The organism is Povalibacter sp., assembly GCF_036520495.1.
Classification (GTDB): Bacteria; Pseudomonadota; Gammaproteobacteria; order Steroidobacterales; family Steroidobacteraceae; genus Steroidobacter.
The window spans coordinates 15,082-30,286 of sequence record NZ_DATDJO010000020.1 but is presented as its reverse complement, the minus strand read 5'-3'; the positions used below and the strand labels follow the sequence as shown (position 1 = coordinate 30,286).

Annotated in this window: 11 protein-coding genes; 4 read left to right on the top strand and 7 right to left on the bottom strand. The window is 63.4% G+C overall.

Features of this window, described 5'->3' with window-relative positions; genetic code table 11:
• Nucleotides 1-149: 149 nt before the first annotated feature.
• The 6 genes from VIZ63_RS07025 to VIZ63_RS07000 form a co-directional block, all read right to left on the bottom strand.
• Entirely contained in the window at nt 150-1,625 is a 1,476-nt protein-coding gene (locus VIZ63_RS07025) for an ATP-binding cassette domain-containing protein (protein ID WP_331608827.1), read from the bottom strand.
• 96 nt (nt 1,626-1,721) lie between these two features.
• Entirely contained in the window at nt 1,722-2,564 is an 843-nt protein-coding gene (locus VIZ63_RS07020) for an MBL fold metallo-hydrolase (protein ID WP_331608826.1), read from the bottom strand.
• Nucleotides 2,565-2,576: 12 nt separating this feature from the next.
• A complete protein-coding gene (ygiD, locus tag VIZ63_RS07015; protein ID WP_331608825.1) occupies nt 2,577-3,356 on the bottom strand; it encodes a 4,5-DOPA dioxygenase extradiol in 780 nt (259 codons plus the stop codon).
• 181 nt (nt 3,357-3,537) lie between these two features.
• A complete protein-coding gene (locus VIZ63_RS07010; protein ID WP_349261145.1) occupies nt 3,538-4,428 on the bottom strand; it encodes a transglutaminase family protein in 891 nt (296 codons plus the stop codon).
• A gap of 8 nt (nt 4,429-4,436) precedes the next feature.
• Complete coding sequence (locus VIZ63_RS07005) at nt 4,437-6,857, bottom strand: circularly permuted type 2 ATP-grasp protein (protein WP_349261144.1); 2,421 nt, start codon at nt 6,855-6,857, stop codon at nt 4,437-4,439.
• A gap of 116 nt (nt 6,858-6,973) precedes the next feature.
• Nucleotides 6,974-10,333: a transglutaminase family protein gene (locus tag VIZ63_RS07000; RefSeq protein WP_349261143.1), complete on the bottom strand. Its 3,360-nt coding sequence runs from the start codon at nt 10,331-10,333 to the stop codon at nt 6,974-6,976.
• A gap of 157 nt (nt 10,334-10,490) precedes the next feature.
• Here VIZ63_RS07000 and VIZ63_RS06995 point away from each other — a divergent pair, with 157 nt between their 5' ends.
• The 4 genes from VIZ63_RS06995 to VIZ63_RS06980 all read left to right on the top strand — a co-directional run bounded on the left by VIZ63_RS06995 (nt 10,491) and on the right by VIZ63_RS06980 (nt 13,051).
• Nucleotides 10,491-11,555 carry an HDOD domain-containing protein gene (locus tag VIZ63_RS06995; protein ID WP_331608821.1) on the top strand — a complete coding sequence of 355 codons (1,065 nt, stop codon included), beginning with the start codon at nt 10,491-10,493 and terminating at the stop codon, nt 11,553-11,555.
• A gap of 125 nt (nt 11,556-11,680) precedes the next feature.
• Nucleotides 11,681-11,803: a hypothetical protein gene (locus VIZ63_RS06990; RefSeq protein WP_331608820.1), complete on the top strand. Its 123-nt coding sequence runs from the start codon at nt 11,681-11,683 to the stop codon at nt 11,801-11,803.
• Between the two features lie 42 nt (nt 11,804-11,845).
• Nucleotides 11,846-12,169, top strand: coding sequence for a DUF1840 domain-containing protein (locus tag VIZ63_RS06985; RefSeq protein WP_331608819.1), 324 nt, complete (start codon nt 11,846-11,848; stop codon nt 12,167-12,169).
• 159 nt (nt 12,170-12,328) lie between these two features.
• On the top strand, nt 12,329-13,051 hold the full coding sequence (locus VIZ63_RS06980; RefSeq protein WP_331608818.1) for a YebC/PmpR family DNA-binding transcriptional regulator: 723 nt from the start codon (nt 12,329-12,331) through the stop codon (nt 13,049-13,051).
• Nucleotides 13,052-13,382: 331 nt separating this feature from the next.
• Here VIZ63_RS06980 and VIZ63_RS06975 read toward each other — a convergent pair whose 3' ends face one another.
• Entirely contained in the window at nt 13,383-15,158 is a 1,776-nt protein-coding gene (locus VIZ63_RS06975) for a serine/threonine protein kinase (protein ID WP_331608817.1), read from the bottom strand.
• Nucleotides 15,159-15,205 lie beyond the last annotated feature (47 nt).

Below are 15,205 nucleotides of genomic sequence, written 5' to 3'. Positions count from 1 at the left end.
CGGCTCAGCGGCAGGCTGAGCAGCCCTCTGTGTCTCGTACTTCTTCTTTCTCGGCATATCGACTCCTGTAGGTCATGATATGCCTCGAACACAAAATTTCAGACAGGTCCTCGCGCTGCCTCGTTCAGCTATCAACTTTCCACTATCAACTATTCACTCGGGCTAACCTTCCCTCCCCTGCCAATCCTCAACACCTTGCTTACCGCCGGCACGATGTCATCCGCATCGTGCACGGCCATCATGATCTGCGTTCCGGATTCGGCGAGACGCTGAATCACGTCGAGGATCTGTCCGCGCGCATCGCCGTCGAGACCGTTGCAGGGCTCGTCGAGCAGCAGCAGCTCCGGTTCGTTGATCATGGCGCGCGCGAACAGGGCGCGACGCATCTGCCCGTACGACACCCGGCGCGGTCCACGGTGACGCAGCGATTCCAGGCCGAAGAACTGCAACCACTTCGTCGCTGCTGCAAGATCCGCACGGGTGGCCGGTTCGTTCAGACCGATGCTGGAGTAGCGGCCGGAGACGACAATTTCCTCGAGCGAGCTCGCCGCGAAATAGTTGGCCTGGAGCTCCGGCGACACCCAGCTCACGCGGGCTTTCCAGTTCTCGATGCGTGTGCCGCGCGATATGCCGTGGCGTTCGATGGTGCCGCCGAGCGCCGGATGCAGATCGCCATAGATCATGCTGAGCAGCGTCGATTTGCCGGAGCCATTGGCACCGAGCACCGCCCAGTTCTCGCCGCGCGCGAGCGTCCAGTTCAGATTGCGGATGACCGGACGATAGTCGCGGTAGATATCGGCGTTGCGGATTCGCACCAGCCATTGCGCCTTGGCGCTACGCTTCGCGTGATTACTGGGGATCACAGCCGCACGGTGTTTTTTCCGGCGCTTTTCGGCTTTGGCAGTGGCAACGAAACCTTGAGTGGCGCGGCCGGCGGATTCGATTTTCCCCGCCGCGATCCGGGCGACATGCGTGAGATTCTTCGGCAGTTCGGCAGGGCGATGCGAACTGATGATCCAGTCGTGCCCGCCGCGCGGCCGTTCGAGCGCACGCTTCAGCTTCCCCTTCACGCGCGCATCGAGACCGTTGAACACTTCATCGAGCAGCAGTACGCGCGCCGGAGAGGCGAAGGCACGCGCGACCAGCGTGAGTCGTCGCTGTCCGTACGAAAGCGACAGGATGCTGCGGTCACGCAACGCCCACAGACCGAAGCGCCGCAGAACCCGCTCGATCTTCGCGCGCTGTGAACGCGTCGGCGACGTCAGCGGAATGTCTTCGTTGAAGAGTCCGGACGTCACCACCTGCAGCACCGTCAGGTCCCAGTCATGACGAATGTACTTGTCCTGCCGCTCCGGACCGACATAGGCGATCAGTTCCTTGCTGCCCGCGGGCTCCCGACTGACGGCGCCGTCCAGTCGATAAAGACGTCGCTCGCGGCCGGTCGGCGTCGGCCAGACATCGCCCCGCAGCATCTTCAGCAGCATCGACTTGCCCGAGCCATTGGGACCCAGCAGCGCCCAGCGCTCGCCCTGGCGCAGCGCGAAGTTCACGTCATCGAGAACGGTGTGATCGTCGAGGATCAGCGAGCAGTTCGACAGTTCAATCAGTGGGTCGGCAGTAGTCATCAGGAGAAGAGTCCGGAAAGAAGATCAACCGCAAAGAACGCATAGAACACATAACAGATTTCGCTTCCCGCTTTGCGATCTATGCGTTCTTTGCGGTTATTTCTCACCTTCCGATTCCCAGTCGCCCGAGGCGACCTGGCGGACCCTACCGTCCTCTTCGAGCTTCAGAAGATGCGCCAGCAGCGATGCCTTCGCGATGACATGCAGGCGGGAGTCGACGTCGTCGTACACGCGAACGACCAGCGTGTCGAGATCAGCTGAGTTCAGTTGCCCGAGGCAATCGATCACCTTCGCCTCACGCTGCAACCGATGCGCGATGATGCGAGCGATCTCCGCTTGGGCATCGTCGATGACGAGCCCGTGACCGGGGGCGATGCGACTTACCGGTTCCTGCTGCAGGCGCCGCAGTGAACGCAGATAGTCGCTCATGCTGCCGTCGGGCGGCGCTATCACGACAGTCGATCCCTGCATCAGGTGATCGCCGGTGAACAACAGACCGGTTTCGTCGAGCAGGTAGCACAGGTGATTCGATGCGTGACCCGGCGTGTGCAGTGTGCGCAGGCGCAGGCCATCGACGTCGAGCTCATCGCCGTCCTGCAACGAGCGATCGGGTGTGAAGGTTGGATCCTGGCGACCGTCATCAGGCGGTGCGCGACCCAGCAGCTCGGCGCCGGTGACTTCGGCAATGGCAATGGCGGCGGGCGAATGATCGCGATGCGTATGCGTGACCAGCACCGCGGCCACCTGCTTGCGGGTTTCGATCAGGACGCGCTCGATATGCGCCGCATCGTTGGGACCGGGATCGATCACGACGAACCGGTCGCGGCCTACGAGGTAGGTGTTGGTTCCGGGACCCGTCATGTAGCTCGCGTTATTGGCAACGAGCCGGCGCACCCCGGGCGCGATCACGTCGAGTTGCCCCGACATCAGCGATGCCATAGCTCATACCCGTCACGAACAAAGGGCGGTGAGCATACTGATAGAGCCCAGCTCAATGCCATCGGTCGGGAAAGAAACCTGACTTCCCGCCCCTGCCGCACCCAGCACGTACAGCAGCGGCAGGTAGTGCTCGGGGGTCGGCACCGACAGTCGTGCGGCGTCACCCGCCACCTCGTAGTCGATCGCCGCCTGATGGTCGTTGCGCATCAGGGCGGAGCGGATGTAGTCATTGAACTCAGTCGCCCATGACGGACCGCCGCCGCGGGTGCTCCAGTCGATCCGGCGCAGGTTGTGGACCACGTTGCCGCTGCCGAGGATCAGAACGCCTTCGTCCCGTAACGCAGCAAGACGCTGCCCCAGCGCGTAGTGGAAGGCCGGCGGTTCGCGAGCGTCGATGCTCAATTGCACGACCGGAATCTGCGCCTGCGGATACAGGTGCAGCAGCACCGACCACGTACCGTGATCCAGCCCCCATTGCTGATCCGCGAGAACCGGCAGTGGCTGCAGCACCTGTTGAACGCGCTGCGCAACGTCCGGGCTGCCCGGCGCCGGATAGTTCTGCGCAAACAGTTCGGGCGGGAATCCGTAGAAATCGTGAATGGTGCGCGACTGCTCCATCGCGGTGACCGCCGTGCCATCCATGTACCAGTGTGCCGATACGGCAAGGATCGCCCGCGGCGTCGGCAGCGACTCTCCCATCGCCCGCCACGCGCTCGTGTGCGAATTGATCTCCAGCGCATTCATCGGCGAGCCGTGGCCGATGAACAGTGTCGGCATGCGTTGCGTTTCCATGGTTCCGTTCTACCAGCGCCCCGGGCGCCGATAAATACGGACATGGAATCATTGTTATTCGTCTCGAACGCCGAAGAGAGAGCTCTCCACGGGGGGCACGGGGATTCACGGGGAGGGGGAGCCCTCCACTCCGAACTTCTGAGACCCCGTGCTCCCGTGTTCCCCGTGGAGATATCTCTTCTCAGCTTCCTTCTGCTATCACGCTCACACGCACCGTCAGCCGATGCTGGCCGCCGCCGACGATGACCCCGCGCAGCGGCGAGACGTCGGAAAAGTCGCGGCCCCAGGCGACGGTGATGTGATCCGTGTCGGCGCGGACGCCATTGGTGGGATCGAACTCGACCCATCCGGAGATGGGGCAGTACACCGCTACCCACGCGTGCGAGGCATCGGCGCCAACCAGCGCCTTCGCACCGGGCGGCGGCACGGTTCGCAGGTATCCGCTGACATAGCGCGCAGCGAGACCGCGTGCGCGCAGACAGGCGATCATCAGGTGCGCGTAGTCCTGACAGACGCCGCGGCGCTTCTCCAGCACTTCCATCAATGACGTGGCGACCGTGGTTTCACCCGGCGCATAGGTCATGGCATCGTGCACTTTGTGCATCAGGCTCTCGGCACAGGCGAGCACGGAACGACCGGCAGGAAAGCATGCTTCAGCAAAATCCGTGAATGTCTGCTTGATGCGGACGTGCGGCGATTCGGCGCGAAAGCGCATGGCTTCCAGCAGCCCCATGCCGGGAGGGCGACCCGAGTAGCTCAGCAGGCTGCGTACACGCTCCCAGGGTTCGCTCTTCAGTGCAGGATTCGCGCGAGCGTGCACTTCGACCATCATTTCGGCGGTGACGTCGAGCCGGCTATGCGGGCGATCCAGTTCGAGCCGCGTCACCGGATTGCCGAACGAATCCACCGCGTCGCTGCTGTGCGTGGGCGGCGGATCGATGACGATGCTGTGCCGGGTGCAGGTCTGGCGTTCCGTTTGTCGCGGCGCCAGATGCAGCAACTGGTGCGAGTGCACGACATCGCCGCTGTAAACGTACGACGTCTGATGGCGCACTGCGTACTTCGCCGACACGACTGCGCTCATGCGGCCACCACTTGCAGTGCGTCTTCCGTATGCGAGAAATGCCGCATGGACAGCCAGTCCGACAGATCCGTCGCCGCGGCCGACAGTGCCAGCAGGCGCTGCCCGAATGCCTGTCGTGCAGCGATCGCCGTATATCCGGCTCCTTCAAGCACACCGAAATCGGCGTCGTCGAGATCGGCCAGCCGATCGAACGCATCGTCGCGACCGACGCTGCCAGAGACGCGCAATTGATTCAGCACCGCACGGGTCTCGGCACATTGAAAAGCCAGCCCGCGCGGATTCTGTCCATCACGAATCAGCAGATGCAGTACAGGGGTGAGACGCGCGCTGTCCACGTTGCGCGTGCGATAGGTGACCGTGCTCCCGGCAATCTCCAGCCACCATTCGAGTTCGGTGCGCAAAGGCATCGTCGCAATGACCAGCCGCAGGCCGATCAGGGTCGACAGGAACTGCACGCGCTCGAGCCGCCGGCCCAGCATCAACAGGCGCCAGCCATCATCCTGCTGCATGTCATCGAGCGCGAATCCCGCAAGTCCGGACAATGCCAGCACCAACCGGTCCAGCGTTTCGCGCGCATCGCTGCGGCTCGAAGCAGCTTCGTGATACTGACGCTGCAACACACCAATCGCGCGCCAGTGCTCGGCTGACAGGCGACTGCGCGCCTGCGTCGCCGACCATTCGAGACGCCGCAGATCGGCAGCAACTCCGCCGGCATGGGTCAGATCGAAGAGACTCGTCAGCAGATCCGATTTGGCAGCAAGCACTCCGAAATGCGCGCAGCTGTTGATCGCCTGCTTCCACGATTCGGAGCGCGTTTCCAGCGCCAGCGTCGCACGCGCCAGTCGCGCCTTGCCCTCGCAGCGCTCGGCATAGCGCCCCATCCAGAACAGATTCTCCACGAGCCGCGACGGCAGATCCTCGCTGCGACCGCGGCGCCGGCCCGTGGTCACCGACGCATCGGATTCATCCTCGGCATCACCAGCGAGCACCCAGATGTCCTTGCTGCCGCCACCGCGCTGGCTCGACACGACATCGGCCGTGGTATCGCCTGCGATTCGCGCAAGCCCGCCGGGCATCACCTGGTAACCGGTCGGTGTGGCGACCGCATAGACACGAATCGACATGGCGCGGGCCATCAGACCCGTCGGTCCCCATGCGGGTGACTGTGACAACGCCACTCGCTCCTGCGCGACGTAGGCGTAGGGCCTGGCACGCAGACGTTGGATCAGCGCCGCCCTGGCTTTGCGATCCAGCCGGCGTCCGAACACAGGCTCGAAGCGCTGATTCGGGAACGTCGGCTTGATGACCAGATCGTCCAGGTGGGCAATGACATGCTCGAGCGCGGGACGTTCGCCGCACCACCACGTCGCCACCGAGGGCAGCGCGAGCGGCTCGCCGCCGAGCCATTCGGCTATCGGCGGCAGAAATCCCAGCCAGCTCGCGGATTCCAGCACGCCACTGCCGAGCGCATTCGACAGAACGACCCGTCCGGCGCGCACGACCTGCAGCAGGCCAGGCACACCGAGCGCCGAGTCGGAACGCAGTTCCGCGGGATCGCAGAAATCATCGTCGAGACGACGCAGCACGGCATGCACGCGCCGCAATCCGGCGAACGTCTTGAGATACAGCGTATCGCCGCGCACGGTCAGATCCGCGCCTTCAACGAGAGCAAGCCCCAGCTGCCGCGCCAGGTAGGCATGTTCGAAATAGGTTTCGTTGAACGGGCCCGGCGTCAGCACCACGGCCAGGGGCAACTCGTCGTCGTCCACCTGGCTCAACAGCTGATCGCGTAACGCAGCGAAGAAGCCAACGGGCGAGCGCACGCGCAACTCATCGAGCGCCTGCGGCAATACACGCGACACGATGCGGCGATTCTCCAGCGCATAGCCGGGACCTGATGGCGTCTGCGTCCGGTCGCCGAGCACCCACCACTGTCCGTTCGGCGCGCGGGCAAGATCCGCGGCATACACATGCAGCCAGCGTCCGCCGGCAGGATTCAGGCCGCGACACGGCCATAGCAAATTGGGATGCCCGAACACGAGCTCCGGCGGCACGATGCCTTCGGTCAGCAGACGCTGCGGTCCGTAGATATCTGCAAGCAAGGTATCGAGCAGCTGCGCCCGCTGCGCCACACCGGTGGCGATGGTGTGCCACTCATCGGCGGGCAGGATCACGGGCAAGGTGTCGAGCTGCCACGGCCGGTCGCGACCCTGCGGATCGGCGTAGACGTTGTAGGTGACGCCGTTCTCGACGATCAGTCGGCGCGCCAGCTCGACGCCGCGGCGATTCGCATCGGCGTTCGAGGTTTCGAGCCGCCCGATCAGGGAACGCCAGTGGTCACGCACCGAACCATCGGCCCCAAGCAGTTCGTCATAGCGCGAACTGTCGGCGGTGTAGGCGGTGGTGACGGTGGGCAGAGGCACGAGCGGAGAGATTGATAATTGACAATTGATAGTGAAGAGACGGAGCGCGGCGAGTCTAGCGCAGGGCGCAGCTCAGCTGACAGGTCTTGCGGCATCGCCCGATCACTCGATCATCCTCGTCTCAAATCGACCGTGAACGAGAACTCATCCGCAGTCTCCGCCGCCGACGGTGCGATCGGCCCCGCACTGAAGCCGGTGCGGAAGAAGCGCGCCAGACGACGACTTTCCGCCTCGAAGGCATTCACCGGGAACGTCGCATAGCTGCGGCCGCCCGGATGCGCCACGTGGTACTGGCAGCCGCCGATCGAGCGGCGCATCCAGGTGTCGAGCAGATCGAATGTCAGCGGCGCGTGCGATGGGATCAGCGGATGCAATGCCGATGACGGTTGCCACGCACGATAGCGAACGCCGGCGACGAACTCCCCGACCTTGCCCGTCGCACGCAACGGAATCGCATGACCGTTGCAGGCCAGCGCGTAGCGATCCGGCGCGAGGCCGGTGACATGCACCTGCAGACGCTCGACCGAGGAATCGACGTAGCGAACCGCACCGCCCGCCGCATTTTCTTCACCCATCACATGCCATGGCTCGAGTGCGTGACGCAGCTCGATTTCCACGCCGGCATTCGCGTAGTCGCCGATCTTGGGGAAGCGGAACTCCATATGCGGATCGAACCATTCCGGTTGCAAGGTATAGCCGCCACTACCCAGTTCGTGCAGCACGTCGCCCAGATCCTGTTTCACGAAGTACGGCAGCATGAAGCGGTCGTGCAGCTCCGTACCCCAGCGTGCGAGCCGCGAGGGTTCATACGGCTCGCGCCAGAACTTCGCGATCAGCGCACGCAGCAGCAACTGCTGCGTCAGGCTCATGCGCCCATGCGGCGGCATCTCGAATGCGCGCATCTCCAACAATCCCAACCGGCCGCTGGCGCTGTCGGGCGAATACAGTTTGTCGATACAGAATTCGGAGCGATGCGTATTGCCAGAGACGTCGATCAACAGATTGCGCAGCAGGCGATCCACCAGCCACGGCGCGACGTGAGTTCCCACTGGCGGAAGCTGACGGAACGCAATCTCGAGTTCGTACAGGGAATCGTTGCGGGCTTCGTCGACACGCGGCGCCTGCGACGTCGGGCCGATGAACAGTCCGGAGAACAGGTACGACAGCGACGGATGGTTGTGCCAGTACGCGATTAGGCTGCGCAGCAGATCCGGCCGGCGCAGGAACGGCGAGTCATTGACGGTTTCGCCGCCCAGCACGAAATGATTGCCGCCGCCGGTGCCGGTGTGCCGGCCGTCGAGCATGAACTTCTCGGTGCTGAGCCGCGTCTCACGCGCCGTCTCGTACAGGTGAGTCGTGCGATCGGCAAGGTCGCGCCAGCTCGATGCAGGGTGGATGTTCACCTCGATCACTCCGGGATCCGGCGTGACGCGGAAGTAGTTCAGACGCGGATCGCGTGGCGGTTCGTAGCCTTCGAGGACGACCGGCAGCGATTGCGCCTGCGCCACGGACTCCACGACGGTCACGAGCTCCAGATAGTCATCGAGTCGCTCGAGCGGGGGCATGAAGATGTAGAGCACGCCATCGCGCGGTTCGGCGCACAGGGCGGTGCGCGCGATCCACGACGCCGATTCACCTGCTTGCGGTTTGCGTGCGGGATCGGACTCGGCACGCGCGTTATCGCGTTCGCGTGCCCAGGACTGATGCCACAGTTCGCTCGGCTCGTTCGCACGCCGCTCCGTTTCGCTGTCGGTCGACCCTGCGATCTGGCGGCGGATATCGGCATGCCGCGCCAGCGGCGGCCGCGAAATCGTCTGATCGGGCGGATACAACCATGGGAATTCACCGCTCGTCACCCAGGGCTGCGAATCGCGCGGCAGCCGGTAGCCAACCGGCGAATCGCCCGGCACCAGGTAGCAACGCTCAGCCCGCAGAAACCACGGACCCGATTGCCAGCAGCCGCCGCTGCGAGCAATCGGCAGGACATGACCGATCACCTTGTCGAGGCCGCGACTGAATATTTTTGCCAGTCGCGCGCGCTCCAGCGGATCTTCCAGCCGCGAATCGAAAGGATCGACATTCGCGGGCAACTGGCGCTCGCGCCACAGGTAGTAGAAGACATCTTCGTACGCGGCAAACAAGTGCCGTGTCGACACGCCCAGTCGCTGAGCGACAGCCGCGAGGAACCGCTGGGCCTTCACCTCGTCCGCGCCGTAGTTGCCCGACTCGTCGGCATAGAGGGCGGGGTCCGCCCAGACCGGCTCGCCATCACGACGCCAGAAGCAATTCAGAGACCAGCGCGGCAGCTGTTCGCCCGGATACCACTTGCCCTGACCGAAGTGTGCGAGCCCGTGCGGCGCGTACTTCGTCCGCAGCTTGTGAAACAGCTCGGCCGCGCGACGCCGCTTGGTCGGACCGAGCGCGGCGGTGTTCCATTCCGCGCCGTCAGGATCGTCGCTGGCAATGAACGTGGGCTCACCGCCCATGGTCAGGCGCACGTCCTGCGCCAGCAGATCCGCATCGACGTGGGCGCCGAGGCTTTCGATCCGTGCCCACTGCTCATCCGTATAGGGCTTCGTGACCCGCGGCGCTTCCCAGATGCGCTCGATCTTCATCGCGTGGGTGAACTTCACCTCGGAGTCATCCACTGCCCCGCTGACGGGTGCAGCAGCGGAAGGCTCCGGCGTGCACGCAAGGGGAATGTGCCCCTCACCGGCCAGCAGGCCCGAGGTCGGATCCAGGCCAATCCAACCGGCACCGGGGAGGTACACCTCGCACCAGGCATGCAGGTCGGTGAAATCCATTGCCGTACCCGATGGACCATCGAGCGATTTCACATCGGCCACCAGCTGGATGAGATAGCCGGAAACGAAACGCGTCGCGAGCCCCAGGTGCCGCAGCAACTGCGCCAGCAACCAGGCCGAATCGCGACAGGAGCCCGAGCCTTTCTGCAGCGTCTCCTCGGGTGTCTGCACGCCCGGTTCGAGACGGATCAGGTATTTCACGTCCTGCGCCAGTCGCTGGTTGAGCATGACCAGGAAATCGATCGTCCGCATCGGTTCCCGCGGCACCGACCCGAGGTACTTCGACAACAACGGCGTCAATGGAGCAGCGATCAGGGATGGCGCGAGTTCCCGTTGTTCTTCGGGCTGATACTTGAACGGAAACTGCTGGGCGTACTCCTCCAGGAAGAAGTCGAACGGATTGAACACCGCCATCTCGGCCACGAGATTCACTTCGATGCGCAGTTCCGTGGTTTTCTCCGGAAACACCAGCCGCGCGAGATAATTGGACTGCGGGTCCTGCTGCCAGTTGATGAAGTGTTCCCCGGGCGTGACGCGCAGTGAATACGACAGCACTCGCGTTCGCGAATGGGGCGCCGGACGCAAACGAACGATCTGCGGGCCCAGGCCGACGCGACGATCGTAGCGATACGCAGTGACGTGATTCAGGGCGACATGAATGGACAAGCTGCAGGCCTCGTTGAGGTATTCCTGAGTTCTCTGCAAGACTCACTCCACCTTATCTCGAGGACCGGCCCGGGATGGCCGCCATGGGCCGCACCGAATAAGTGCGTAAACAGCTATGATCGCACCACACTGAAGACCAGCGGGGATCGACGACCGAATGTGGATCGCAATACTGATCCTGCTGATTGCGGTGCTCGCGATCGTGCTGTTCGTGGTCTTGAGCAGGGGTAGCCAGCAGCCAGTCGGCGAGCCGGCCGCCACTCCGATCCTGCCGACCACGTCGATCTCCGGGATTCCGTACACGACGGCCGAGATCGACCCGATCGTGAACGAGTGCTATCGGATCGCCTTCAGCCAGACCCGGCTCGATCAGCAGATCCCTTCCGACCATGCCCCCGTGCTTGATGCGATCAGCAAATCGCTGGACGAGTCGGTATATGAGCGCGACTACTTCCCGCGCCGGCCCATGCTGCTGCCGAAGCTGCTGCAGGCCATCAACGACGACGAGAGCACGCGCGAGGAACTTGTGCGCGTGCTGCTCGAAGACCCCGCCCTGGCGGGTGCGGTGCTGCAACGTGCGAACAGCGCCTTCTATCGAACCTCACCCGAACCGATCGAAAGCCTCGACCGCGCCGTGATGCTGCTAGGAACCAACGGCTTGCGCTCCCTCATGGCGGCAGCGATCCTGCAGCCGGTCTTCCGTATTCCGCGCGGGTCGTTCGAAAAGTTCGCGGACTTCACCTGGGAACAGGCCGAACGCACCGCGATGGCGGCAGAGGTCCATGCGCGCGCCGATGGCGACACCAAGCCGATCGTCGCCCAGCTGCTCGGACTGCTGAGCCTGCTCGCGAACATCGTCCTGTTCCGGCTCGCGTTCGACAAGTATCGCGACTTCCCGCATCTCACCCCGCGAGCCGACGTCATCATCGAAGCGATCCGCACACAGCGCGCCTGTACCGCCAGTTTGATCGCCCAGTCGTGGAAGCTGTCGGACCTTTCGATCGCCGCGTTCACGGAACAACAATCGAAACTATCGCCCGATCAGATGAGCGGGATCGGTCGCAGCGTCTACTTCGGCGATCTCTGTGGTTCGCTCGCGATGCTCACCACACGCGGCTACTACACGAAAAGACAGGCCCAGGTGATCATCAGCGGCCAGGGCGCCAGCCGCGAAACGACGCTCGCGATGTGGCTCGCGGCAGCGTCGGTGGCTCAAAGCTAGGCGTCAGAGATTGCACACAGAGAGCGGGCGGTTCTGGCTCGCTGAGCGCGGCGTGATTATCTCGTCCCGGAACTGCCTGCCCGACCCGACCGTTACGAAGCAGAGTCATCTGCAGGTAACGTGTCATGAGAGAACTGAAACAACGACTGGACAGACAGCAGGGCAAGATGGGCTGGCTCCTGCTGTGGCTGGTGGGCGTGCCGATCCCCGTGCTGCTGGTACTTTTCCTGCTGCGTGGCTGCACCTGATCCGTCAGTATCGCAGTCACCTTCCAATCCCGAGAGACGCCCATGCTGGTTACTTTCCGTTCAAAGGCGACCGGGTCGGTCACCATGTTTGGTGATACCGCCAGGCAACTGCTGTCGATGATGGGTGCCACCGGACGCATCCCTGCCGCACTGACCGGCGCGGATGTCGGCGATGCCCTGAACAAGCTGCAGGCCGCACTCACCCACACCGCCGCCCCGCCAGCGATGAACGAAGACCTGGAGGCCGACGAGGAGCAGGATAAGGATCCGCCGGTCGAACTGACCGCCCGAGCCGCACCGTTGATCGACCTGCTGCAACGTGCGGCGGCCGCCAATGCCGAGGTCGTGTGGGAAGTCCAGGGTTAGCTCAGGGCAGATAAAGATCTACACGGGAGATCACGGGGGCAAGAGGCAGGAAATTCTGCAGGAGTTCGTTCCTTCCGACCCCGTGATCCCCGTGGAGAGATCTTCTCCTCCGCGTCTTCGTGCATAATTGCGGCCCTCTTTCAGCCACCAGCCAGTCCAATGGGCCGCATATTCGAAGTCAGAAAGCACGCAATGTTTGCGCGCTGGAATCGCATGGCGAAGCAGTTCGCCCGCGTCGGTAAGGAAATTGCCATCGCAGTGAAGGCCGGGGGGCCTGACCCCGCTTCGAATCCCGCCCTGCGCCGGGCGATACAGAACGCCCGCGCCGTGAACATGCCCAAGGACAACGTGACGTCCGCGATCAAGCGGGCCTCTGGCAAGGACGCGGCGAATTACAACGAAATCATCTACGAAGGTTACGGCCCGCACGGCGTCGCAATCATCGTCGAGTGCGCGACCGACAATCCCACCCGGACGGTCGCCAACATCCGCAATGTCTTCGACAACAATTCCGGCAATCTCGCCGCGACGGGCAGCGTCGTTTTCCAGTTCAAGAAGATGGGTGTGTTCCGGCTCAATCCCGAAGGCATCGTGCAGGACGACCTGGAACTCGACCTGATCGATCACGGCCTGGAAGAGATGGGCGAGAGCACCGGCGAAAAAGGCGAACCGCAGCTCGTCATCCGCTGCAACTTCTCCGATTTCGGTCAGATGCAGAAAGCGCTGGAAGACCGCAAGCTGGTACCGATCTCCGCCTCGCACGAATACATCTGCATCACGCCGACCGAACTGCCCGAAGAGCAGGCCACCGAAGTGATGACCCTGATCGACAAGCTCGAACAGGATGACGACGTGCAGAACGTGTATCACACGCTCGTCTGAGAGTGGACAGTTGATAGTGTGGGCCGGCTTCGGCTCAATGCACTGACTTAAGGAACCTCCGATTAATCCGTCACTCCCGCGCAGGCGGGAGTCCATCCGGTTGATTCAGATGGATTCCCGCCTACGCAGGAATGACGAATCTGGAGTTGACCAGACCTTTCTTGAAGTGATCGGCCCCTTACTGTGGGTTCGACTTCAGTCGAACATCTGAATTCTTCGGAGGTCCGGCTTCAGCCTGGCTAAAGCCGGACCCACAACCGGACCTCTGGCGGCACCAAAGATTGACGCCGCTCCTCTCTGCAACTTTCCACTGTCAACTATCAACTCTCAACTACTCGCAGTAGCTCTTGCAGTCCCGCATTTCGTCGAGACACATGCGATCGGCTTCGCGGGCATTGTTGTCGCAGTCCTGGCGGCGCGAGGCTACGTTGCCGCTCAGCGAGTTGACGCACGCGTCGTAACGCGTGCTGGTGCGGGCGAGACAGGCACTGCGATCGCGGGCGTACTCGCATCGCGCCTGACCATAGAACGCGCAATCCGAGGCCGCTGAATTCGTGCCGGGCGATGCCGTGAATCCACCGGTCGCACCGAAGCCGACGGCGCGCATGCAATCCTGCTTGCCGCGACGATTGATGCTGCGGCATTCGCCGTCGGAACGCTCGCATTGCGCGATGCATTCCTGGCGACGGATCTGCGCCGAATTGTCGACGGTGGCGACTTTCAGTGGCGCCGCTGCCGCTTTTCTCTCTGCCACGACGGGCGTGGTCGCAGGCTCAGGCTGAACGAACTCAGCAGGCGGCGCGGACGCGACTTCCACCGGCGGCCCCTGAGTGGTGGTCGTGTCGACGGACTGCGGTGGCGGAGGTTGCGAGCCGCCAGCATCTGCTGGCTGCGCGACCGTCGTCGCGGGCTCCGACATGGACTGCGCCAGCGTCGGTTGTTCGCGCTGCGTCACGTAATACGCACCCGCCGCAGCCGCGGCGGCGAAACCCAATCCGAGCACGATCCACAGGGCTGCCTTGCTGCCGCTACTGCTGGGCGCTTCGAGTTCCGCCAGGAAATCATTCAGCGATGGCCAGCGGTCATCCGGTCGCGGCGACATCGCGCGCATCACGGCATTTGCATAACGCAGGGGCACGTCGCGACGCGCCTTGTCGAGCGACTTCACCGCGCCCATCGGAATCGTGCCGGTCAGCAGTTCGTACATGACGACGCCGAGCGCGTACTGATCGGCGCGCCAGTCCACTTCCTTCGCATCGAGTCGCTGCTCGGGCGCCATGTAGTACGCGGTGCCGAGCGTCATGCCGGTCTGCGTGAGTTGGGAGTTGCTGTAGGCGCGCGCGATACCGAAGTCCATCAGCTTGATGGTGCCGTCCTCGGACAGCCAGATGTTCTCGGGCTTCAGATCGCGATGCACGATGTAACGATGCGCATAACGCAGCGCGTCCATGAGCTGCCGTGCGACGTCCGTAACTTCGCCTACGCTGAACGGGCGGCGCTCCTGGTTGTAGTCCTCGATCCGCTGTCGCAAGGTCTGACCCTTGAGGCGCTCCATCGACAGGTAGTAGTGCCCACCGGCCTCGCCCACGTCATAGACGCGGACGATATTGGGATGCGACAGGTTGCTCGACATTTTCGCTTCGGCAAGGAAGCGATCTTTCGCCGCGGTGCTGAAGATCAGGTCCTGGCGCAGCACCTTGATAGCGACGTCTTCGTTGCGCAGCCGATCGCGCGCGGCAAAGACGTAACCCATGCCGCCCTGTCCGAGCATCTCGCCGATCTCGAGGCGGCCTGACAGCACCGCACCCGTATCCATACGCACATGGGTCGCGTGCACGGAGGGCGGCGGCGTTCTGTCGTCGCGCATCATCGTGGCGCTCGTGTCATCCACCGGCACGCGCGTATAGCGACCGGTCTCCGTCAGGAATTCGTACGCTTCGACCAGGCCCGACAAGGCCGTCTGGTGCTGTTCGCGCTCCACTGCCGTCTGCGCGGCGATCAGCTTTTCCTGGACCGTCGAGAGTCGCTGACCGTAGGCGCGGGTCACTCCGGAGGCGTCCTCATCGCCCGTGAGTCCAAGCCGCGCCAGTGCTGCACTCTTGTCCATTCAAGCTTCCCGATTCGTTATGTTGGTAAGGGAGATAGCACAAAAAC

Excerpts from the sequence above, each read along its gene's own strand:
- VIZ63_RS07025 (WP_331608827.1), bottom strand. The coding sequence starts at position 1,625 with ATGACTACTGCCGACCCACTGATTGAACTGTCGAACTGCTCGCTGATC.
- VIZ63_RS07020 (WP_331608826.1), bottom strand. The coding sequence starts at position 2,564 with ATGGCATCGCTGATGTCGGGGCAACTCGACGTGATCGCGCCCGGGGTG.
- ygiD (WP_331608825.1), bottom strand. The coding sequence starts at position 3,356 with ATGGAAACGCAACGCATGCCGACACTGTTCATCGGCCACGGCTCGCCG.
- VIZ63_RS06995 (WP_331608821.1), top strand. The coding sequence starts at position 10,491 with ATGTGGATCGCAATACTGATCCTGCTGATTGCGGTGCTCGCGATCGTG.
- VIZ63_RS06990 (WP_331608820.1), top strand. The coding sequence starts at position 11,681 with ATGAGAGAACTGAAACAACGACTGGACAGACAGCAGGGCAAGATGGGC.
- VIZ63_RS06985 (WP_331608819.1), top strand. The coding sequence starts at position 11,846 with ATGCTGGTTACTTTCCGTTCAAAGGCGACCGGGTCGGTCACCATGTTT.
- VIZ63_RS06980 (WP_331608818.1), top strand. The coding sequence starts at position 12,329 with ATGGGCCGCATATTCGAAGTCAGAAAGCACGCAATGTTTGCGCGCTGG.
- VIZ63_RS06975 (WP_331608817.1), bottom strand. The coding sequence starts at position 15,158 with ATGGACAAGAGTGCAGCACTGGCGCGGCTTGGACTCACGGGCGATGAG.